Source organism: Streptomyces sulphureus DSM 40104 (assembly GCF_000381025.1).
Taxonomy (GTDB): domain Bacteria; phylum Actinomycetota; class Actinomycetes; order Streptomycetales; family Streptomycetaceae; genus Streptomyces; species Streptomyces sulphureus.
In genome coordinates this window covers 38,314-59,336 of sequence record NZ_KB905827.1, presented here as the reverse complement: position 1 = coordinate 59,336, position 21,023 = coordinate 38,314, and the positions used below count along the sequence as shown (strand labels likewise).

Below are 21,023 nucleotides of genomic sequence, written 5' to 3'. Positions count from 1 at the left end.
GGACCGCTGCGGTACGGGAATCAGCCCCTACCAGGTCACCGGCAGCTTGTGGACCCCGTAGATGACGGCGTCGTACTTGAAGGGGATGTCCTCGACCGCCACCGCGGCGCGCAGCGTCGGCACGCGGCGGAAGAGGGTCGGGTAGACGACCTGGAGCTCCAGCCTGGCGAGCGGCTGACCGACACAGTGGTGGGTGCCGGCTCCGAACGCGAGATGCGGACGCGCGTTGCGGGTGATGTCGAGCGTGTCGGGCTCGGGGAAGACCGCCGGGTCACGGTTGGCGAGCTCGCTGAGGAGGATGACGCCCTCGCCCGCGCGGATCGTCTCGCCGCCGACCTCGATGTCCTCCAACGCCGTGCGCCGGCGCCCGAGATGGACGATGGAGAGGTAGCGGAGCAGCTCCTCGACGGCCGCCTCCACGACCTTCGGGTCCTCGGTGTCCCGCACGGCGGCGAGCTGCTCGGGGTGCTCCAGGAGCAGCAGCGTCCCCAGCGTGATCATGTTGGCGGTGGTCTCGTGGCCGCCGAGGAGCAGCAGCACGCCCATCGCCGCCGCCTCGCGGCGCGCCAACTCGCCCTTGCCGACACGCTCGGCGAGCTGCGAGAGGAGGTCGTCGCCCGGCTCGGTGAGCTTCCGGCCGACGAGGTCGTCGAGGTACCCGGAGAGGTTGCCGTGCGCCGTCTGCCGCGCCTCGGCCGAGGCGACCGAGGAGACGATCGTCTTGCTGTTGGCCTGGAAGAAGTCGTGGTCCTCGTAGGGGACACCGAGCAGGTGCGAGATGACCAACGACGGTATGGGCAGCGCGAGTTGCTGGACGAGGTCCGCCGGCTTCGGCCCGGCGAGCATGGCGTCGAGGAACTCGTCCGTCATCCGCTGCACGGCCGGACGCATCGCCTGGACGCGCTTCACCGTGAACGCCCCGCTCACCATGCGGCGCAGCCGCGCGTGTTCGGGATCGTCCATGCCGACGAAGCTCATGTCCGAGTGCCCGCCCCGCGCCTTCTCGGGGTCGACGGGGCTGGGGAAGCCCGGGTGGGAGAAGTCGGCGCTGAGCCGCGGATCGGCGAGGAGGGCCCGCTGCTCGGCATGCCGGGTCACCACCCACGGGGTACTCGCGCCCCAGGAGGCGACGCGCATCAGCGGGCCGCGGTCGAAGAGGCCGCGCATCGGGGGCGATACCCCGAACGGGCAGGAAGCGGCGCGGGGGTTGGGGAACTCGGGGAGGTCGTCGTACGCGTCGGGCGCGAGCGTCAAGATGCGTCCTTAGGGGGTCTGGTTGGCGTGCGTCTGTGCGTGCGGGGCCGTCAGGCCGCGGCGGCGCCCGTGGTGGAGAGTGCTCTGCTGTGCTGTCGCGCCTGCTTGGCCATGTTCCAGCCGAGTACGGCGTGCGGGCGCCCGCCGCCGTAGACGGCGACGAACCGGCCACCCTCCTCGTCGCCCTCGACGAGGGCGACCTCGGCGCCGGGCCGCGGGGTGCCGAAGACCTGGATCTTCACGTCGAACTGGTCGGTCCAGAAGTACGGGACGGGCGCGTAGGCGACGTCGCCGCCGAGGAGGTTCGCGGCGACGGCGCCCGCCTGCATCGTGGCGTTGGTGCGGTTCTCCAGCCGCACGTGCGCGCCGAGCCCCTCGTGGTACCAGCGGGCCGCGTCGCCGGCCGCGTAGACGCCGTCCGCCGCGCGGCAGCGGGCGTCGCAGACGACGCCGTCGTCGAGGCGGAGGCCGCTCGTCACGAGCCATTCGGTGGCCGGCGTGCAGCCGACGGCGACGACGACCACGTCGGCGGGGAGCACCTCGCCCGAAGGCAGCCGCACCCCGGTCGCACGCGCCTGCTCGTGCACGAGTTCCTCGACGCCCGTGCCGTGGTACTGGCGCACTCCGTTGCGGGCGTGGAGCCGTGCGACGAGTCCGCCCACGCGCTCCCCCAACTGCTCGGCGAGCGGCGCCGGTTGGAGGCCGACAAGACTGGTGTGCGCGCCGGAGGCGGCGGCGGTCGCGGCGACCTCGGCACCGAGCACGCCGTTGCCGACCACGACGACTCTCCGAGCCTGCCCGAGCGCACCGCGCAGCGCCACCGCGTCGTCGAGGGTGCGCAGGACGTGCACGCCGTCCAAGTCGCCCTGGCCCGGCAGCCGGCGCGGCCGGAGCCCGGTGGCGAGGACCACCGCCTCCGCCCCCAGCGTGCGCCCGGCGGCCGTGCGCACGGTGCGCGCCGCGGGGTCGAGCGAGACGGCCGCGTCCCCGAGGACGAACTCGGCGTCGAGCGCGTCCAGCGCGTCCCGGCTGCGCAGTCCGGCGCGCTCCGGCTCCCAGGCGCCCGAAAGGACCTGTTTCGACAACGGCGGCCGGTCGTACGGCAGTCGGTGCTCGGCGCCCAGCACGGTGAGCCGGCCGGCGTAGCCCTTGCGGCGCAGCGCCTCCGCGGTGCCGAGACCGGCCGCCGAGGCGCCCACCACGAGCACGCTCCGCGGCGCCGTCACACGTCCTCGCCGAGGCGGATCGCGGCGGCCGGGCAGACCTCGGCCGACTCCCGTACGGCCTCGTGGAGTTCGGCGGGCGGGTCGGGGTCGAGGAGGACGACGATGCCGTCCTCCTCGCGCTGGTCGAAGACGTCCGGGGCGATGAGGACGCACTGCCCCGCGCCGCAGCACTTCTCCTCGTCAACGCTGAGCTTCACGATCAGGTGTCTCCTTGCCTTGGGTGCGGATGGTGTGCGTCGGCTCGGTGACCTCTGCGGTCAGCAGGCCGACGAGGGCGTCGACGAGCCCCTGGGACGTCTCCTCCCAGGACTCGCGGGGATCGTTCTCGGCGAGGGCACGCTCCTGCTCAGCGCCGACGGCGGTGACGAGTTGGCGCGCCATCGTGCCGCGGCTCTCCCGGACGGGAGGCGGCAGGTGGTCGAGGCGGCGGCCGAGCCCGTCGAGGATGCGCCGCAGGTGCGGACGTGCGCACGCCTCCTCGCCCACGAGCTTTCCGAGCGCGGGGTCCGTCATCACCTGCGCGCCGAACCTGGCGCTCCAGGAGGGGACGCCGAGCGACGCGAGGTACCTCAGCGGCGGCCGCACGAGGCACTCGACCCAGCCCCGGACGTCGTCGCCTGGCGGGCCGCCCGCCAGGCACCTCCCGCGCAGCCGGTCGACCTGCTCACCGTGGCGCGCCATGATCGCGCGCACCAACTCGGTCCTGCCGCCGAAGTGGTAGCCGACCGCCGTGACGTTGCGCTGCCCCACGGCCTCGCCGATCCGGCGGTTGGAGACGGCGAGCAGCCCGTGCTCGGCGTAGAGCCGCTCGGCGGCCGCCATGAGCGCCTCACGCGTCCCGCCGGTACGGTCCCGGCGTGCGCGCGTCACCGTCGCCAGGTGACGGGGAGTTCGCGTAGCGGAGCGGTGAGCAGCCCCTCGTGGGCGCGCAACTCGGCCGCGTCGACGGCGAGTTCGAGACCGGGCAGTCGGCGCAGCAGCACGCTGAGGACAGCCTGCATCTCGGTGCGCGCGAGCGGCTGCCCCAGGCAGGAGTGCGCGCCCGCGCCGAAGGTGAGGTGCCGGTTGGGACTGCGCCCGAGGTCCATCTCCGACGCGTACTCCCACGCGTCCTCGTCCCGGTTGGCCGAGGCCATGCTGCACACGACGGTCGCCCCCGCCGGTACGGTCCCCCCGGCGAGCTCGGCCTCCTCGTCGGCGTACCTGAGCATGCCGAAGTTGGCGCCGTTCGGGTCGAATCGGAGGCTCTCCTCCACCGCGAGCCGCGTCAGCGAAGGGTCGGCGAGCAGACGCTCCCAGCGGCTCCGGTCGGAGAGCAGGTGGGCGAGCATCAGCCCGATGAATCCTGCGGTCGTCTCGTGCCCCGCGAGCAGCAGCGCCTGCCCCGTGGCGACGAGCGCCTCCTCCGTCATCGGCTCGCCCTCGCCGTCCGCGCCGCTCATCAGGAGGCTGAGCAGGTCGTCGCCCGGCTCGGCGCGCTTGCCCCCGACGAGCCCGGCCATGTACGCGGCGAACTCCCGGTGCGCCGCGGCCGTTTCGTCCTTCGTGTAGCGCGTCATGGTGAGGAAGGTGTCGGACCAGGTCTTGAACCGGTCGCGGTCGGCCTCGGGAACGCCGAGCATCGTGCAGATGACGTAGACGGGCAGCGGGAAGGCGAGGTCCGCGACGATGTCCGCCGGGCTGCCCCGCTCCACCATCCCGTCGACGAGCCGGTCGGCCATGGCCTCCATGTCCGGGCGCAGTGCCGTCATGCGCTTCGCCGTGAACCACTTCCCGACCATCCGGCGCCACCGCTCGTGCCCTTCGGCGTTGAGCGTCCTCGCCATGGGGCTGCTGAAGATCCCCTCCGAGTCCCCTGCCGCGATGCGTGCCGCGTCGGGGCGCGCCAGGCCCTCCCGGCTGAAGCGCGGGTCGGAGAGCGCCGTGCGGACGTCCTCGTACCGGGTGAGCAGCGCGGCCTCGTCGCCGCTGGGCAGGACGACCCGTGCGACGGGGCACTTCTCCCGCAACTCCGCCCACTCCTCGGCCGGTTGGAGCGGCGTCCGCGCTTTCAGCGGGTAGGGGACGGGTGCCTGCGCATCGGTCACGGAGGACCTCCTGGGGACGGCAGCGGTCGGTGGGGGCTCCTGAGGGAGTGAACACCCGCGACGCCAATTAAGTCAATCGACTGATTTATAGTTGCCGCAAACATCTGTGCAGCGGGAGGGGAACGTCTTGAAGCAGGAGTCAACTCGTACCGGAGGGGTCGTCGGCGTCCTGGCCCTCGCCGGCACGACGGCCGCGGTGATGCAGACCCTCGTCACCCCGCTGCTGCCGAAGCTGCCCGGCATCCTCGACACCACGCCGGCGAACGCGACTTGGGTCGTCACCGTCACCCTGCTCGTCTCCGCCGTCTGCGTACCCGTCACGGGCCGGCTCGGCGACATGCTCGGCAAGCGCCGCATGCTGCTGTGCTGCGCAGTCCCGTTGTTCCTCGGCTCGGTGGTGTGCGCCCTCTCGTCGAGCGTCGTGCCGATGATCCTCGGACGCGGACTCCAGGGCATGGGGATGGGCATGGTCCCGCTCGGGATCGCGCTGCTCCGCGACGTGATGCCGCCGGAGCGGCTCAGCTCCTCGATCGCGCTGGTGAGCGCCTCGTTGGGGATCGGCGGCGGGCTGGGGCTGCCGATCTCGGCCGCGGTCGCGCAGTACGCCAACTGGCGTGTGCTCTTCTGGGGTTCGGCCGTGCTCGCCCTGCTGATCGCGCTGCTCGTGCGCAGTGTGGTGCCGGCGGTGCCGGCGAGCGCGCGGGGGCAGCGCTTCGACGCGCCGGGCGCGTTCGGGCTCGGCGCCGGGCTCGTCTGCCTGCTCCTCGCCGTCTCCAAGGGAGCGGACTGGGGCTGGGCCTCCGGCACGACGCTCGGCCTCTTCACCGCCGCCGCGCTGCTCTTCCTCACCTGGGGAGCCTGGGAGTTGCGCACCCGCGAGCCGCTCATCGACCTGCGGGCGACCGCCGAGCCCCGGGTGCTGCTCACCAACATCGCGTCGGTCTTCACGAGCTTCGCGATGTACGCGAGCATGCTCGTGATGCCGCAGCTCCTCCAGTTCCCCGAGGAGACCGGGTACGGCCTCGGCCAGTCGCTCCTCGCCTCGGGGCTGTGGATGGCTCCCGGCGGCCTCACCATGATGCTCGTCTCCCCGCTCGGCGGGAGGCTGACCGATGCGCGGGGCCCGAAGACCACGCTCATCAGCGGCGCCCTCGTCATCGCGGGCGGCTACGCCGTCTCGCTGCTGCTCATGGGCTCCGCCTGGGGGATCATGCTCGCGATCATGGTCATCAACGGTGGCGTCGGGCTCGCCTACGGCTCGATCCCCGCGCTCATCATGGGCTCCGTGCCGCAGTCGGAGACCGCTGCGGCCAACGGGTTCAACACTCTGCTGCGGGCGCTCGGCACGTCGATAGGCGCCGCAGTGATCGGCGTCCTCCTCGCGCAACTGACCACGACGGCCGGCGGCCGCACCCTCACCTCCGAGACCGGTTTCCGCACCGGGCTGCTCGTCGGCTGCGGCGTCGCGCTCGTCGCCGTCGCCATCGCCGCCGTGATCCCCGCGGTACGCCGGGCCGCCGACCCGGAAGAGGACGCACCGTCCGGCACCGGGTCCGCCGCGCCGCAGCCGGCCGGGCGCGACTGACCTCCGCGACGAGCGCACCGGGCAGGTGAGCGGACCCGGCTTCGCTCGTCCCGTGACGGTGCGCCGGACGGCCGGTGGCGCGCCCCGCCCGGGTGAACCCGCGCCCGCGGTTGGCGCGGCGGCGTGGGTCGGCCGTCGCGGGCGGGCCAGTGTGCCTCGTCTCCTGGGAGAGGACGGACATGGCCGAGGCAGAGCGCGCGCGGGTCGCGGTGGTGACGGGCGGTTCCGCAGGCGTCGGGCGGGCCGCGGTACGGGAGTTCGCGCGGCGCGGCTACGACGTGGCGGTGCTGGCGCGCGGGCGGGCCGGGCTGGAGGGCGCCGTCGCCGACGTCGAGCGGGAGGGGCGTCGGGCGCTGGCCGTCCGGGCCGACGTGGCGGAGTGGGAGGAGGTACGCGGCGCAGCGGCCCGCGTCGAGGAGGAGTTGGGCACGATCGACGTGTGGGCGAACGTCGCCTTCGTCGGCGCGCTCTCCTTCGCCTGGGACACCCCGATCGCGGAGCTTCACCGGACCACCCGCGTCACCTACCTCGGGCAGGTGCACGGGACGTTGGCCGCGCTGGAGCGGATGCGCCCGCGCGATCGCGGCGTCATCGTGAACGTGGGCTCCGCGATGGCGTTCCGCTCGATTCCGTTGCAGTCGGCGTACTGCGGGGCCAAGCACGCCGTGAAGGGTTTCTCCGAGTCGGTCGCCACGGAGCTGCGCCACGAGGGCAGCGCCGTACGGCTCTGCCAGGTCCAGCTCCCCGGGCTCAACACCACCCAGTTCAACTGGAACGCCTCCCGGATGCCGCACCACCCGATGCCCGTACCCCCGGTCTACCAACCGGAGGTGGCGGCGCGGGCGATCGCCCACCTCGCGGAGCACCCGCGGCGCAACCTGTGGGTCGGGGTCCCCACCGCGTACACGATCCTCGGCGAGCGGTTGGCACCCAAGCTCGTCGACCTCTACCTCGCCCGCACCGGCGTCGCCTCCCAGCAGACCGGGACCGACCTGCCGCGCTGGGGAAGCAACGTCTTCGAGCCGCGGGACGACGAGCACGACAGGGGCGCTCACGGTTCGTTCAACACCCTTGCGCACGACCGCGATCCGGTGCTGTGGCTCTCCGTCCACCGGTGGCGCGTCCTCCTCGGCGCGGCGGCAGCGGCGACGGCGACGTGCACGGCGCTCGCCCGCCGGAAGACCCGCCGGTGAGTCCGGCACCGCGCCGAGCGGTGCAGCCGCAGACGCCCGCCTAGGCAGGCTCGGCCCCTCCCCGGTAGATCGCCCAGGTGCGGGGCGTCTCGGAGACCCAGACGGCCGTGAGCTCCGGGTAGGTCTCCACCCAGAGTGCGTAGATCCAGTGCGCGAGTCGCTCCCCCGACGGGGAGAAGTCCACGGCGTCGTTGAGGTGGCGGTGGTCCAGGGTCTCGTCGAGCCAGGTCTTGAAGGCGTCCAGGTCGCCGTAGTCACGGACGAAGCCGGCGTCGGTCAACTCCTCGGGGGGAGCGCAGAGTTCGAGGACGACCACGTAGTTGTGGCCGTGCAGGCGGGCGCACTTGTGCCATGAGGGGAGCTTGCTGAGTACGTGGCTCGCCGAGAAGTGGAACTCCTTGGTGATGGTCAGCATTCCGGCCGCGCCCGGACGAGGCCCTGCCTGTGGTTCTCCGTTGGCTGGATGCACGACGGCTACTCACTCTCCAGATCGCCGAGCGCGAGGGCACGGTTCAGCGGAACGTCTTCCCGGAAGCCGCGGAGCAGCGCCGGGTCCTCGATGCTCTCGGCCTTCCTCTCCATCTTCTCCCGCGCCCGGCTCAGGAGCTCCTCCGCTTCGCTCCGGGCGCCGGCGGCGTACAGGGCCCTCGCAGCGTGGAAGAGAACCTCTTCACTCCGCAACGCGGGCATGTCCCCGGTCCGTTCGAGCAGCGCGACCGACTCCCGCGCGAAGGCGGCGGCGCCCGCCGGGTCCCCCTCGCGGAGCCTCGCTCGGCCGGCGTCGCCCGCCGGCACCACGGGTCACTCGGCGCACACGATCCACCACACAAGAAGCTAGCCGATAGGCCGCCCGCGGGACAGCGGAACCTGCCCGCCGCCATCGAACGTGCCCCGGCAGCCCGTTGGGGCACCGTGTACCGATCTCGTCAGCTCCGTAACAGGGCCGCACCCCCGGCCCGGTGCGGGCGGCAGCGCGTCAGGATGGTGACGGCGTAAGGCAACGGCACCGGACGGAAGAGGGCAGCGTGAGCCAGGAGTTTCTCAGGCCCGAAGACCCCCGGAGCATCGGCCCGTACTGGCTTGCCTCGCGGCTCGGGGCCGGCGGGCAGGGCGTCGTCTACGAGGCGTACGACGGCTCCGGGGCCCGCTGCGTGGTGAAGGTCCTGCGGCGGGAGGGCACGGGGGACGACTACGCGAAGGACCGCTTCCGCAAGGAGGTCGCGGCCTCCCAACGGGTCGACTCCTTCTGCACGGCCCGCGTGCTCGCGGCGGACCCCGAGGCCCAACCCCCGTACATCGTCAGCGAGTTCATCGACGGCCGCGACCTCCAGGCCACCGTCGCCGAAGGCGGAGCCTTCGACGGCGACGCGCTGGTCCGCCTCGCCACCGGCATCGCCACCGCGCTCACCGCCATCCACGCCGCCTCGGTCGTGCACCGGGACCTGAAGCCGGGCAACGTGCTCCTCGGACCCGACGGGCCCCGCGTCATCGACTTCGGTATCGCCCGCACCCAGGAGATGTCGCTCACCGAGACCGGCAGGATGATGGGCACCCCGAGCTACATGGCCCCCGAAGTGCTGCGCGGCTCCCGCGCGGACGGGAAGAGCGACGTCTTCGCCTGGGGTGCCGTGGTGCTCTTCGCGGCGACCGGCACCGCCCCGTTCGACGGGGAGAACCTCGGCGAGATCGTCGTCCGCGTGACCGAGCGGGAGCCCGATCTCACGCCCGTGCCGGAGCGCATACGTCCCCTCCTGGCCGCCGCGCTCTCCAAGGACCCGGCGGAGAGGCCGACTTCGGCCGATCTCCTCTTCCGGCTGCTGACGGCCGGCGCACGGGACCCGCGTCCGCCCTCCTCTGCGGACCTGCTGGCGGAAGGCGCCCGCGCTGCGGCGCTCCCCGCGCGTGCGTCCGCCTCGCTGCCCGAGTGGGGCGCGGTGGCGGAGGGCGTGTACGCGGGGCTCGGCCCTGTCGAGCAGGCCGTCGCCGAAGAGGTCCTGCTGCGGCTGACGGTTCCCGGGGACGCGCCGGACGGCTCGCAGGACGGCGTACGGACGGCGGAGTACGGCGAGTTGCTGCACGGTCGCCCGGCCCCCGAGGCGGCCGCCGTCGAGCAGGTGCTCGCAGCCTTTGCGGCGGAGCGGGTACTGATCTGCGAACCCGATGGCTCGGTCCGCCCCGTCAGCGCCGCGTTGCACAGGGCATGGCCCCGGCTCGCGGCGTGGACAGCCGAACACCGGGCGGCGCTCCGGGAGTTGCGCAGGACGGGCGACGCCGCGCGGGCCTGGGACCGTGCCGGGCGCCCCGCCGACCGCCTCCTGCACGGGAGCGTCCTGCGCGCCGCCGCGGACCACGCCGCGACGGCCGGCACCGCGCTCCGGCCCAACCTCGTCGAGCGGGAGTTCCTCTCGGCGTCGCGCGCCCAGGAGTCCCGGAGGCACCGCCAACGCCGCAGGCTGCGGGGCGGGATCGCGGTACTGCTGGCGACGGCGCTCGTCGCGGGCGTCGCCGCCTGGCAGTTCCAGCGCGCCAACGCGGAGCAGCAGGCGTTCGCCACCGCGCGGAACGTCGCCGCCGTTGCCGACGGGCTGCGGACGTCGGACCCGGAGACCGCGGCGCTGCTCAGCGCCGCCGCCTGGCAGGTGGCGCCCGCCGAGGAGGCGCGTGCCGCGCTCTACCGGTCGGCGTGGCAGCGTGAGAGCGCCGTCTTCCAGGACCCGACGAAGCAGCCGACCGTGATCGGAAGCCCGACGACCCGCAGGCTTTCCGCCGACGGCAGCACTCTGGTCACCGCGACGTTCGGAGCATCGGAAGGCAAGACACGGCGCTTCGACCTCCGCACCGGGAAGGAGCTCGCCTCACGCACCAAGGGGGAGACCGCCCCGGGCGCCGTGTCACCGGACGGCAGGTTCGCCGTGCAGGACGGCGAGGTGCAGGAGATCGCCACGGGGAAGGCCGTCGGCGAGGTGAACGATGAGGAACACTCCGTCGAGGCCCTCGCCTCCGGCGGCGTACGCGCACTCGAAGTGAGCGAGAACGGCGAGGATGCAGCGTCCGTGGTCGACACGCACACCGGCGACACCCTGCTCCGGGTGGCCGGCACAGGTGCCCAACTCTCCTCAGACGCCCGATATTTGGTCTCCTGCCCCGAGGACGGCACACCGCTCCTGCACGACATCGACGCCGGCGCCTCGACGGAGCTGGACAGCGCGGAGGAGCAGGGCTGCTCCGACGGCTTCACCGCCTCCTTCAGCGCCGACAGCGGCCGGATGGCCCTCGGGACGACCGAGGGAGCGCTGGCCGTCTGGTCCACCTCGACCGGCGAGAAACTCTCGGAGGCATCCCTCGAGAGCTGGAATCTCCAGGCCCCGTCCGGCGAGGACGTCTATCCGCTCCCCGTCCGCATGAGCCCCGACGGGAAGTTCGTCGCCGCGATGGCGGACGGCTCCGTGGCCGTGGCCGCAGCCGCGGACACGTCCCAACCCCTCTTCACGCAGTCCACGGGCGTCACCAACTCCGAATTGATGACGGACGAGGGCGACCCGCTCGCGCTCGACTCCGCACGCGGCGAACTGCGCTACGTGGAAGGCACGTCGGTGCACACGCTGAGCCTGCGCTCGCTCGCCCTGCCGAGGAAGCAGCGGGACCGCTCGCTCGCCCGCTTCGGCCCCGACGCGAAAACCCTGCTGGCAGCGGAGAACGAGGGCCGGCGCCACCGCGTCCGGACCTGGACGCTCCCGGAGGACGGAAGGCAGGCACCGCGCAAGCGGACCGACCACCCGGTCTCGGGCGGCACGGCCCTGGGGGAGTTCCTTCCTCAGGGCGAGTACATGGCGCCGGCCGAACTCAGCCCGGACGGAGGGACGCTGGCGTACGCCCGCGAGGAGGAGAAGTCGACCGCCGTCCTGCTCCAGGACACCCGGACGGGAAAGGTGACACGTCGGATCGGCTTGGGCGGCGGCTCGGGCGGACGCGTCGCCGCGCTCGCCTTCGGCGAGGACGGACGGACCCTCGCTGTCAGCCGTGCCGGGACCGACGGCAACGACGCCTGGTCCGTCGACGTCGTGGACACCGCGGCGGGCAGGAAGACCCGCACCCTCCCCCGCGTCGGCGGCTACAAAATCGCCGTCGGCGGATCGGCGGAGAAGCCGCTCCTCGTGACGACAGACGGCGACCGCGCGGACCTGTCGACGGGCCGCACCACACGCAGGGCACTCGGCGAAGTCGACCTGAGCGACGTGGCGTTCAGCCCCGACGGGAAGACGCTCGCCGTCGCCGAGCCGGAAGGCGTCGCCCTCTGGAACGGTGACGCGACCCGCCGCGTGGGGCACCTGCCAGGCCCGGACAAGCCCTCGGAACGGGGGGTGTTGCAGCTCCGGTTCTCCCCGGACGGCGACTCGCTCGCCGGCATCGTCGGTTACGGCAGCGTCCACCTCTGGGACGTCCCCTCCCGGCAGCCGATGGGGGGCGTCCTCCCGGGGATCGACGACCGCCTGCTCGACGCGGCCTTCGACACCGCCGGCGACCTCCACCTCGCCGGCGGCGCGGTCGACGCGTACAAGATGAGCCTCGACCCGGAACAGCTCACCGAACAGCTCTGCGCACGCGTCCACAGAGCGAAGAACCTGACACGGGCGGAGTGGCAGCAGAACGTACCGGACGCGCCCTACCGGAAGGTTTGTGACTGATCGAGCGCCGCATCTGGTTGATCGGCGGGACTTCGGGGGTGCGGACGGGCGGTTGGCGGGCGGTGGTTGGCGGTGCGGAACCGCGGACGGGTCGTTGAACGACAGGGCCAGGGATGTCTTCGGTCAGGTGCGCGCAAGAGCGTCGATGAGCCCCTCGCAGTCGCCGTCGTGCGTACGGATTCGGCGCTGCGTCTCGTCGCGATAGGCGTCGGGGCGGTGCCCATGGGAGGCAGAGCAAGCGCTTCGACCGGCTTGCGACAGGCGCGTAACAGACGATCTTGAGCCCTTGAAGCGTTCTTCGCGCGCGTGGTGAGGTTCAGGTGTCCCGACGAGATCTTGGAGCACGGCGCGGCGCTTTGCCACAGCCGGACACGACTCCGGCCGACAGCGAAGCCGGCCGGTTCGCCCCCGCTCCGCGACAACCGGGCTCCTATGCCGTCGAGGTGTGCAAGCACCAGCACACCTCTGCACTCGAAGAGAGGAAAACATGCGCAAGTTCCAGCGCGCAGCAGTCGCCGCCGTCGGCCTCCTGGCCTTCTCGGGCGTCGCCGCCCAGTCCGCCCAGGCCGCACCGGCCGCACCGACCACCAAGGGCGGCGGGTACTACAACGGCACGTACGGGAGCTTTTCGGCCTGCCAATCGGCTGCCGAGAACAACCCGGTGATCACCAAGTACCACTGCGACCAGAACGAGGACGGTAGCTGGTGGCTGCTCGTCGTCGAGGACACCTGCAAGTCGGCAACTCCGAACAGCACGGCTGCGCAGGCTTCCCCGAAGAACGAGATCTCCACGAGGGGATGCTGAGGACTCCTCGGCACGAACCGACCCGGGGCCTGTTCGGCATCGGTGGCACGTGAATTCCGGTAGCTGTTGCCACACCGCTTGATCCAGGCGGTGAACAGACCACGCAAGACGCTCGGCTGGTGTCTTCCAGCCGAGCGTCTTGCGTGGGCGGGCCGTTGAGTTCCTGTGCGCTGTGCGAGGCATCCGTACATCTCACACGCCACGGGACACAGCCACCGCTCCAGCCCGATCAGGGACTTCGTCAAGATGCACCCTGACGCCCTGAAGTCAGCAGTGAGCGTTGATTGGCAGCGCACGGCAGTTGCCGAACGGCACCGAAGGAGCCTTTACCGGGCGGCAGTCGACACCCGGCACCACGGACGGGCAGCAGACGACGGTCGGCACCGCAATCCGCAGTCGGGCCAACTCCGGCTCGACGGGCAGCAGTCGGCGGCCGGCGTCCCGATCCCACCCGGAGTCAGCGTCGCCCACCCCACCGTCGCGCCCCCGGCCCCGGCCGCGCAGCACCCCGTTGCGCCCCCGGCGTGACACGTGCCCGCGACGGTGTCGGACCGCTCAGGAAGCAGCCGTCGGACCGCCGGCACGGAAGCGCTCCACCCCGACGATGTGCCGCACCTTGAGCGGGCGCACGATCACCGCGACGCGCTCCTCACCCGGCATGAGCCACTCGAACCGCTCGCTGCCGAGGTACTTCCTGGCGAGCAGGTCCATGCGCTCGTGCGCCTCGTCGCCCTCGATGAAGCGGGCGACCTCGCCGCTGATCTGCACCCGGTCGAAGGGGTCGTCGTCGGCCGCGTGCGAGAGGTAGACACGCGGATCGCGGCGGAGGTTCTCCTCCTTCACCCGCCCCACCGAGGTGTTGAAGGCGAGCTCCCCCTCCCCCTCCAGATCCACCCACATCGGGCTCACCTGCGGCGCCCCGTCCGGAAACACGGTGCCGACGTACCAGATGTGCGGCGCCTCCAGCCGAGCGCGCACGGCCTCGTCGAAGATCGAACTCATCCCCGGGAGGCTACCAACCAGTACATGACGACGAGCAGAACCCGGTCTCCCGACAGCGACCTCCACGGCCGTCCGCTTGGGACCGCATCCGCGCCTTCGCGGTGCAGCGCGGTGCTCAATCTGCCGAACTGGCGCGCGGAATCCGATGGCGCGACGCTGCTCCGGCGTCAACAATCGCCGGATGCAGGAGGCGAATCCGTCCGACGGGATCATCACTCTGTCCCCACTGCGTCCGGACGATGCCGAGGCGCACCTCGCCGGGGAGGATGAGCCGCTGGTCCACTGGCTCAGCGGCCGTCCCGGCACACGCGAGGGCGTCGAAACCTATATCCGGCACTGTCAGGAACAGTGGGACACCGCCGGCCCCCTCCGCGCCTTCGCTATCCGAGTAGGCACGGACGAGGCACTCGCGGGGACGATCGACCTGCGGTGTGCAGCAGAGGGCCTGTCTCCCGGCCAGGTGAACGTCGCCTACGGCCTCTACCCGCCCTGGAGAGGACGCGGTCTGGCCACCCGCGCGGTCCTCCTGGCCTGCCGGTACGCGGCAAGCGAGGGCGGGAAGGAGGCGGTGATCCGCGTGGTCCCGGAAGAACACCGCCTCCGCCGCGGTCGCTCTCCGGTCGGGTTTCACGCCGAGCAAGCACACGCAGGACGAGGACGGGTCACGCCTCGACTGGTACCTCCGGGACCTGCGGCTCGACACCTGGTGACGCCCCTGGTGTCCGAGCCGATTCAAGGCCGTTGAGCAACGCGTGGACGGCGCTCATGGGCCGCCCTTCAGCTTCGTTGCCGACATGCCCCGGAGCGCCCAGTCAAGAAAGCTCGCACCAGACGCTCTTGCCCGTCCCCCGCGGCTCCACGCCCCAGGCCGCCGCCAGCTCCTCGATGAGCATCAGCCCCCGTCCGCGGGTGGACAGCTCGGTGGCCGCCCGGCGGACGGGGAAGTCGGAGGACTCGTCGGCGACGGAGAGGCGCAGCGACCGCCGCTCCCCGTCGTAGTGCACCGGGCGGGCGCTGAGCGTCGCGTTCCCTCCGGTGTGCCGCAGCGCGTTGGTGGCCATCTCGCAGGCGAGCAGCTCCGCGACGTCGCCGAGCGGGTCCATCGACCACCGGTGGAGGGAGGTCCGCAGCAGGGCGCGGGCGGTGTCGAGGGATGCCGGGTCGTTCTGGAGGACCTCGACGTCGAGTCGGGGTTCCGGCGCCGGCGGGCGCGTCCCCCGTTGCAGGACGAGCAGGGCCACGTCGTCCTCGGCGCCGGTGTAAGCGGCCATGCCGCCGAGCAGGTGGTCGGCCAGCTCCCCAGGGGAGGCCGGACCCGTGGAAAGGGTGTCGACGAGCAGGTCGCGGCCCTCGTCGATGTCGCGTCCCCTCGACTCCAGCAGCCCGTCCGTGCACAGCAAAAGCTCGGCGCCCGGCGGCAGTACCGTCTCGCTCGCCATGTAGGCCGGGCGGTCGTCGATCGTGAGGCCGAGGGGGAGGCCGCCCGGACTTTCGAGCCAGGTGCAGGTTCCGTCGGGGAAGCGGGCCAGGGGCTCGGTGTGCCCGGCACGTACCGTCTCGGCCGTCCCGGTGGCGGGGTCGAGGACGGTGAGGAGGCAGGTGGCGAACAGCTCGGTGTCGAGTTCGGTGAGGAAGGACGAGGCGCGGGCCATCACGGTGGCGGGCGGATGCCCCTCGGCGGCGTACGCCCGCAGCGCGATGCGGAGTTGGCCCATCACGGCCGCCGCCTTGACGTCGTGGCCCTGTACGTCCCCGATCACCGCCGCCACCCGGCCGTCGGGCAGGACGAGCGCGTCGTACCAGTCGCCGCCGATGCCGCTGCGGGCGCGGGCCGGGCGGTAGCGCGGCACCAGGGTCAGCCCCGGCACCGTCGGCATGCGCCCCGGGAGCATGGCGTTCTGGAGCCCGGCCGCCAGTTCGTGCTCCTGGTCGTAGAGGAACGCCCGCTCCAGCGACTGGGCGATGGTGCGGCCCAAGGCCCGCAGCACCGTCCGCTCGTCGGTGCTGAAGCGGCCCTTCCCGTCGTAGGTGAGGCCGAGCGCGCCGATCGGCCTGTCGTGCGCGATCAGCGGCAGGAAGACGACGGCGCTGGCGGCGGAGAAAAGCTGCAGATAGCGCCCCATGGCGGGGTACAGCCTGAGGTACTCCTCCGGATCGGTGAGGAAGACCGGCTCGCGACGGCGGATCACGTCGGCGAGCGGTAGCTGGTCCCCGACCCGGACGACCTGGAGGTCGTGCTGCACCTCCTCGTTGATTCCACTGGCACCGATCATCTTCACCAGACCGTCCTCGACCAGCCCGAGTACGACGCTGGAGACGCCCAGCCGCTCCTGCATCTGCGTGCCGGTGAGCGCCTCGGCGACGTCCTCGACGGTGACGGTCGGGGCGAGCTCGTCGTTGACGAACCCGACGATGTCGGCCTGACGGTGCCGCTCGGCCCGCTCCTCCCGCAGCTTGTGCGTCTGGTCGACGGCGCGCAGCTCCTGGCTGGCGTCGCGGATGATGCCGAGGACCCGGGTCGGCCGCCCCTCGTCGTCGCAGACGACGCGCCCCTGGGTGTGCGTCCAGCGCAGCCACCCGTCGCGGTACCGCACCCGGAAGTAAGTACTGAACGCCGACCGCTCGCGCAGCGCCCGCTCGATCTGCTCGTTGACGACGGACACCTCTTCCGGCAGCATCCGGTCGCTCAGCATGGTGAGGCTTCCGTCGAACTCGTCGGGGGCGAAGTCCATCACCTGGTACGCGCCCTCGTCGTAGTGCATGACGCCGGTTTCCAGGTCCCAGGTGAAGCTCCCCATCCCGTTGACCGCGAGTGCGACGTCCGCGGTCGGAGGCTCCCGGGGGGAGTGCTCACCGCTCGGATCGGAGGAGCCCATCCCTGCCTCCCGCTCGCGCCGCCGCTTCGTTCCATTCTGCGCCGCCTGCGGAGAACCGCCACGTGGCTTGCCCCCACGGTGCGCGGGCCGCCCCTCGCACGTGTCCGGCGTCCACCGCGCTCTCTATAGGGTGGCCGGGTGGTGACGAGCGAGGAGCGCGGACGGCGGGGTCCGCGGCAAGAGGACGGCGCCGATCTCCAGGCGTTCGCCGTGCAGTTGCGGCGGGTGAACGGGGAGGTCAACCGGACGATGCACGCGTTCGCGCCGGAACACGGCCTGCACGCCACCGACGTGCAGGCTCTCTCCCTCGTCCTCGACGCGGAGTGCCCCGTGACGCCCGGCCTGCTGCGCGAGCGCCTCGGCCTGACGTCGGGCGCCGTCAGCGCGTGCCTCGACCGGCTGGAGCGCGCGGGCCACATCCGTCGCCTACGCGACGACGCGGACCGCCGAGTGGTGCGCATCCAGTACGCGGCAGGGGCGCGGGCCGCCGCCCGCACCCACTTCCGTCCGCTCGCGGAGGCCACCGAGCGCGCACGCAACCGCTTCAGCGAGGACGAACTCGCCGTCGTACTGCGCTTCTTGACGGCGCTCAACGAAGAACTGGCCGAGGTCCGCACCGAGCCCCGCTGAGCACCGACGACGCGCAAGGTCGTACCCGGGCGCGGGCCGGGCGGCCGTGTACGGTGATCTCTCAACGATTGAGATTTCTATGCCCCGGAGCACCATGGCCGCCACCGCCCGTCGCACCCGCTGGCTGATCCCCCTGCTCCTGCTCGCGGTCTGGCTCGGCGTCGGCGGCACCCTCGGCCCCTACGCGGGCCAACTCAGCGAGGTCTCCACCAACGACCAGGCCGCCTTCCTCCCCGAGGACGCCGAGTCGACCAAGGTGATCGACGCGCAGGAACGGTTCCAGCAGGGCGAGACGGTGCCCGCCGTCGTCCTGTGGACGGCGGCCGACGGCGGACGCCTCGACACCGGCCAACGACGCGCCGCCACCCGCGCACTCGCAGGACTCCGCGACGACGCCGCCGTCACCTCCGTCTCGCCCGCCCTACCCTCCCGCGACGGCGAGGCCCTCCAAGGCGTCGTCGACCTCCCCCCGGACCTCGACGACGAGCTCGGCGCCGCGGTCGAACGGGTCCGCGACGCGGCACAGCACGTCCCCGGCACCGACGTCGGCGTCGCCGGCCCCGCGGCGAGCCAGGCGGACCTGTCCGAAGCGTTCGCCGGCATCGACGGCATACTGCTGGCCGTCGCCCTCGCGAGCGTGCTGCTGATCCTGCTCGTCGTCTACCGCAGCGTGCTGCTGCCGCTCGTCATCATCGCCGGCGCGGTCTTCGCGCTCGCCCTCGCGAGCGCGGTCGTCTACGCCCTCGCCGACCGGGGCACCGTGAGCGTCGACGGACAGGTGCAGGGCATCCTCTCCATCCTCGTCATCGGCGCCGCGACGGACTACGCGCTCCTCCTCACCGCCCGCTTCCGCGAAGAACTCGCCCGCACGGCCGACCGCTTCGCCGCCATGCGCGCCGCGTGGCGCGAATCCGTCGGCGCGATCACGGCGAGCGCCGCCACGGTCGCGCTCGGACTCCTCGCACTGCTGCTCAGCGGCCTCACCAACAACCGGGCGCTCGGCCCGGTGGGCGCAATCGGCATCGTCTGCGCCGTGGCCGGCGCGCTCACCTTCCTCCCGGCCGTGCTGCTGCTCCTCGGGCGTGCGGCCTACTGGCCGGCGAAGCCCAAGTCCGCGGAGGCGAAGGCCGCTTCGGGCACCCTGTGGGCACGGATCGCCCGCCTCGTCGACCGTGCACCGCGGCGGGTCTGGGCACTCACCACGGTCGGCCTCCTCGCCTGCGCCGCGTTCGCGCCCACCTTCAGCTCCGAGGGCGTCTCCCTCGACGAGATCTTCGTCAACGACGCCCCCTCGGTCGCCGCCCAGCGCACGCTGGGCGAGCACTTCCCCGGAGGCTCCGGCAACCCCGCCGTCGTCCTCGCCGACGCGCGCAAAGCGACGCAGGTGGCCGACGCGGCGACGGCGACCGACGGCGTGGCCTCGGCCGCCCCCGTCACCGAGTCGGGACGGCCGGGCGGCGGCGCTCCGCTCGTCGTCGACGGGCGGGTGCGCGTCGACGTCACGCTGAAGGACGCCGCCGACAGCGACGCGGCGAAGGAGACCCTCGTGCACCTGCGCGACGCCGTGCGCGCCGTGCCCGGCGCCGACGCGCTCGTCGGCGGCTACACCGCCCAGCAGTACGACACCCTCCACACCGCGGAGCGCGACCGGACGCTGATCGTGCCCGTCGTGCTGGGGATCATCCTCGTCATCCTCGTCGGGCTCCTCCGGTCGCTGGTGACGCCGGTGCTGCTCGTCGCGACGGTGGCGCTGAACTTCCTTGCCACGCTGGGAGTCTCCTCGCTCGTCTTCACCCACCTCTTCGGCTTCGCCGGTACCGATCCCGCCGTCCCGCTCTACGGGTTCGTCTTCCTCGTCGCGCTCGGCGTCGACTACAACATCTTCCTGATGTCGCGCGTCCGCGAGGAAACGCACCACCACGGCCCGCGCCAGGGCGTGCTGCGCGGCCTGACCGCCACCGGCGGCGTCATCACCTCCGCAGGTGTGGTCCTCGCCGCCACCTTCGCCGCCCTCGGCGTCATCCCGCTCGCCTTCCTCGCCCAGGTCGCCTTCATCGTCGCCTTCGGCGTGCTCCTCGACACCCTCGTCGTCCGCTCGCTGCTCGTCCCCGCTCTCGTACGGGAGTTGGGGCACCGTGCCTGGTGGCCGGGCGCGCTGGGCCGACGCCGGGACGACGACGGCACGAACGCACGGGTCGAGGGCTGAGCCCCGGCCCGTGTGACGGACACCTCACCGTGTCGCTGCCGTACCGTGCCCGTCACCGGGGACGCTCGTGGACGTGAAGGAGCACCGCACGGCATACGTCAACTCTGCTGCCCCCGACGCGCGTTGCGCCCCGGAGTCTGCGGACGAAGCCGGGGCGCCGGGAGCGGAGGCCCCCGAGGTCCGTCGCTTCTGGGGCCGGCTCGGTCTGCCCGGGCTGGTCGACGTGCACACCCACTTCATGCCCGAGCGGGTCCTGCACAAGGTCTGGGAGTACTTCGACGGCCAGGGGCCGCTGACCGGCGGCCTGGAGTGGCCGATCACGTACCGGGAGACGGAGGCGCAACGCACGGCGCGGCTGGGGGCGTTCGGCGTCCGCGCGTTCACCTCGATGCTCTACCCACACAAGCCCGGCATGGCCCGCTGGCTCAACGGGTGGGCGGCCGACTTCGCCCGCCGCACCCCCGGCTGTCTGCACACCGCCACCCTGCACCCGGAGCCGGACGTCGGCGCGTACGTCCGCGAGGCCGTCGAGGCGGGCGCGCGCGTGTTCAAGTCCCACGTACAGGTGGGGGCGTACGATCCGGCCGACGCACGCTTGGAGCAAGCCTGGGGCGTACTGACCGAGGCGCGCATCCCCGTGGTGATGCACTGCGGTTCCGGGCCCGCGCCCGGTAGGTACACAGGGCCCGAACCCGTCTCCCGACTGCTGGCACGGCACCCGAAGTTGCCGCTCGTCGTCGCACACATGGGGATGCCCGAGTACGAGGAGTTCCTGCACCTCGCCGAGCGGTACGACCAGGTGCGCCTCGACACGACGATGGCGTTCACCGACTTCACCGAGGGGTTCATGCCCTTCCCCCGTCGGGCCCTGCCACGGCTCGCCGCGCTCGGCGACCGCATCCTCCTCGGCTCCGACTTCCCCAACACCCCTTATCCGTACGTGCACCAGCTCCACGCTTTGGAGCGGCTGGGGCTCGGGGACGAGTGGCTGCGCGCCGTGTGCCACGACAACGCGGCGGATCTCTTCGGGCTGTGAAACGTGCGGTGCACTCCCCCGATGACCGGCGCCGGTTCGGGGGTTTCCGTCGAGCGGAGAGAGCTCCTCACCGCGGACGTGGCGACGGCGGCAGGCGGGCTCGCCCGGAGGCGAGCAGGCCGGCTCGACGAACAGCGCGCGGTCGGACGTCAGTCGATCTCCGCGCCGGACAGGGCGTCGGTGATCACACGGGTGGTGAAGTCGGGGTCCGCAGGGACGCGGTTGCTGTGCTCCGCCAGGAGGGAGGCGGTGACTTCAAGAGGGGTCATCTCCCTCTCCGTCCACTTCCCGTACTGCTACCGCCACAGAGTGGGGGCGGGGAGAGGGTGCGCCCGCTTCGGGAGGCTGACCGCGCCGGGGTTCCCTCCGACATCGCGGGCCCGCCTCAATCACCATGGCTCCTGCTCCTCGCAACCTCGGCCAGGAGTACGAACGGCA

General features: G+C 72.4%; 17 protein-coding genes and 1 pseudogene. 8 read left to right on the top strand and 10 right to left on the bottom strand.

Going from position 1 to position 21,023, the window contains the following annotated elements:
- Positions 1-27: 27 nt before the first annotated feature.
- Genes F603_RS0128650 through F603_RS0128630 form a run of 5 tightly spaced genes read right to left on the bottom strand, consistent with a single transcriptional unit; the run spans position 28 to position 4,567 of the window.
- Positions 28-1,254, bottom strand: coding sequence for a cytochrome P450 (locus tag F603_RS0128650; protein ID WP_019549368.1), 1,227 nt, complete (start codon positions 1,252-1,254; stop codon positions 28-30).
- A gap of 50 nt (positions 1,255-1,304) precedes the next feature.
- Complete coding sequence (locus tag F603_RS0128645; protein WP_019549367.1) at positions 1,305-2,480, bottom strand: NAD(P)/FAD-dependent oxidoreductase; 1,176 nt, start codon at positions 2,478-2,480, stop codon at positions 1,305-1,307.
- On the bottom strand, positions 2,477-2,677 hold the full coding sequence (locus tag F603_RS0128640) for a ferredoxin (protein WP_019549366.1): 201 nt from the start codon (positions 2,675-2,677) through the stop codon (positions 2,477-2,479). Before F603_RS0128640 ends, F603_RS0128645 begins: the two co-directional genes overlap by 4 nt.
- A complete protein-coding gene (locus tag F603_RS33160; protein ID WP_019549365.1) occupies positions 2,661-3,350 on the bottom strand; it encodes a TetR/AcrR family transcriptional regulator in 690 nt (229 codons plus the stop codon). The genes F603_RS0128640 and F603_RS33160 overlap by 17 nt, the downstream gene beginning before the upstream one ends.
- Positions 3,347-4,567 carry a cytochrome P450 gene (locus F603_RS0128630; RefSeq protein WP_019549364.1) on the bottom strand — a complete coding sequence of 407 codons (1,221 nt, stop codon included), beginning with the start codon at positions 4,565-4,567 and terminating at the stop codon, positions 3,347-3,349. Before F603_RS0128630 ends, F603_RS33160 begins: the two co-directional genes overlap by 4 nt.
- A gap of 127 nt (positions 4,568-4,694) precedes the next feature.
- On the opposite strand from F603_RS0128630, the gene F603_RS0128625 reads away from it, so the two are divergent.
- Complete coding sequence (locus F603_RS0128625) at positions 4,695-6,152, top strand: MFS transporter (RefSeq protein WP_019549363.1); 1,458 nt, start codon at positions 4,695-4,697, stop codon at positions 6,150-6,152.
- Positions 6,153-6,331: 179 nt separating this feature from the next.
- Positions 6,332-7,345: an SDR family oxidoreductase gene (locus F603_RS0128620; RefSeq protein WP_019549362.1), complete on the top strand. Its 1,014-nt coding sequence runs from the start codon at positions 6,332-6,334 to the stop codon at positions 7,343-7,345.
- 40 nt (positions 7,346-7,385) lie between these two features.
- On the opposite strand, the gene F603_RS0128615 is transcribed toward F603_RS0128620, so the two are convergent.
- Positions 7,386-7,760: a 6-pyruvoyl trahydropterin synthase family protein gene (locus F603_RS0128615; protein ID WP_019549361.1), complete on the bottom strand. Its 375-nt coding sequence runs from the start codon at positions 7,758-7,760 to the stop codon at positions 7,386-7,388.
- A 59-nt stretch (positions 7,761-7,819) separates the two neighbouring features.
- Positions 7,820-8,140 carry a hypothetical protein gene (locus tag F603_RS0128610; protein ID WP_211231133.1) on the bottom strand — a complete coding sequence of 107 codons (321 nt, stop codon included), beginning with the start codon at positions 8,138-8,140 and terminating at the stop codon, positions 7,820-7,822.
- Between the two features lie 230 nt (positions 8,141-8,370).
- On the opposite strand from F603_RS0128610, the gene F603_RS33660 reads away from it, so the two are divergent.
- Together F603_RS33660 and F603_RS0128600 are read left to right on the top strand one after the other, a co-directional pair.
- Complete coding sequence (locus F603_RS33660) at positions 8,371-12,030, top strand: WD40 repeat domain-containing serine/threonine protein kinase (protein ID WP_051096416.1); 3,660 nt, start codon at positions 8,371-8,373, stop codon at positions 12,028-12,030.
- 487 nt (positions 12,031-12,517) lie between these two features.
- On the top strand, positions 12,518-12,835 hold the full coding sequence (locus F603_RS0128600; protein WP_019549359.1) for a hypothetical protein: 318 nt from the start codon (positions 12,518-12,520) through the stop codon (positions 12,833-12,835).
- A gap of 555 nt (positions 12,836-13,390) precedes the next feature.
- Here the strand turns inward: F603_RS0128600 and F603_RS0128595 are convergent.
- Positions 13,391-13,837, bottom strand: coding sequence for a PPOX class F420-dependent oxidoreductase (locus F603_RS0128595; RefSeq protein WP_019549358.1), 447 nt, complete (start codon positions 13,835-13,837; stop codon positions 13,391-13,393).
- A gap of 17 nt (positions 13,838-13,854) precedes the next feature.
- Positions 13,855-13,977 (bottom strand): annotated as a pseudogene (locus F603_RS36130) (IS5/IS1182 family transposase); the annotation flags it as partial.
- 5 nt (positions 13,978-13,982) lie between these two features.
- Here F603_RS36130 and F603_RS34460 point away from each other — a divergent pair.
- A complete protein-coding gene (locus F603_RS34460; protein ID WP_342665940.1) occupies positions 13,983-14,582 on the top strand; it encodes a GNAT family N-acetyltransferase in 600 nt (199 codons plus the stop codon).
- A gap of 67 nt (positions 14,583-14,649) precedes the next feature.
- Here F603_RS34460 and F603_RS0128590 read toward each other — a convergent pair whose 3' ends face one another.
- Entirely contained in the window at positions 14,650-16,713 is a 2,064-nt protein-coding gene (locus F603_RS0128590; protein WP_019549357.1) for a SpoIIE family protein phosphatase, read from the bottom strand.
- A 138-nt stretch (positions 16,714-16,851) separates the two neighbouring features.
- On the opposite strand from F603_RS0128590, the gene F603_RS0128585 reads away from it, so the two are divergent.
- The 3 genes from F603_RS0128585 to F603_RS0128575 all read left to right on the top strand — a co-directional run bounded on the left by F603_RS0128585 (position 16,852) and on the right by F603_RS0128575 (position 20,585).
- Positions 16,852-17,343, top strand: coding sequence for a MarR family winged helix-turn-helix transcriptional regulator (locus F603_RS0128585; RefSeq protein WP_019549356.1), 492 nt, complete (start codon positions 16,852-16,854; stop codon positions 17,341-17,343).
- A 94-nt stretch (positions 17,344-17,437) separates the two neighbouring features.
- Positions 17,438-19,549 (top strand): MMPL family transporter, encoded by a 2,112-nt coding sequence (locus tag F603_RS0128580; protein ID WP_019549355.1) that lies wholly within the window; start codon positions 17,438-17,440, stop codon positions 19,547-19,549.
- Positions 19,550-19,616: 67 nt separating this feature from the next.
- Positions 19,617-20,585, top strand: a complete 969-nt coding sequence (locus F603_RS0128575) for an amidohydrolase family protein (RefSeq protein WP_019549354.1) — start codon at positions 19,617-19,619, stop codon at positions 20,583-20,585.
- The last annotated feature ends 438 nt before the right edge of the window (positions 20,586-21,023 follow it).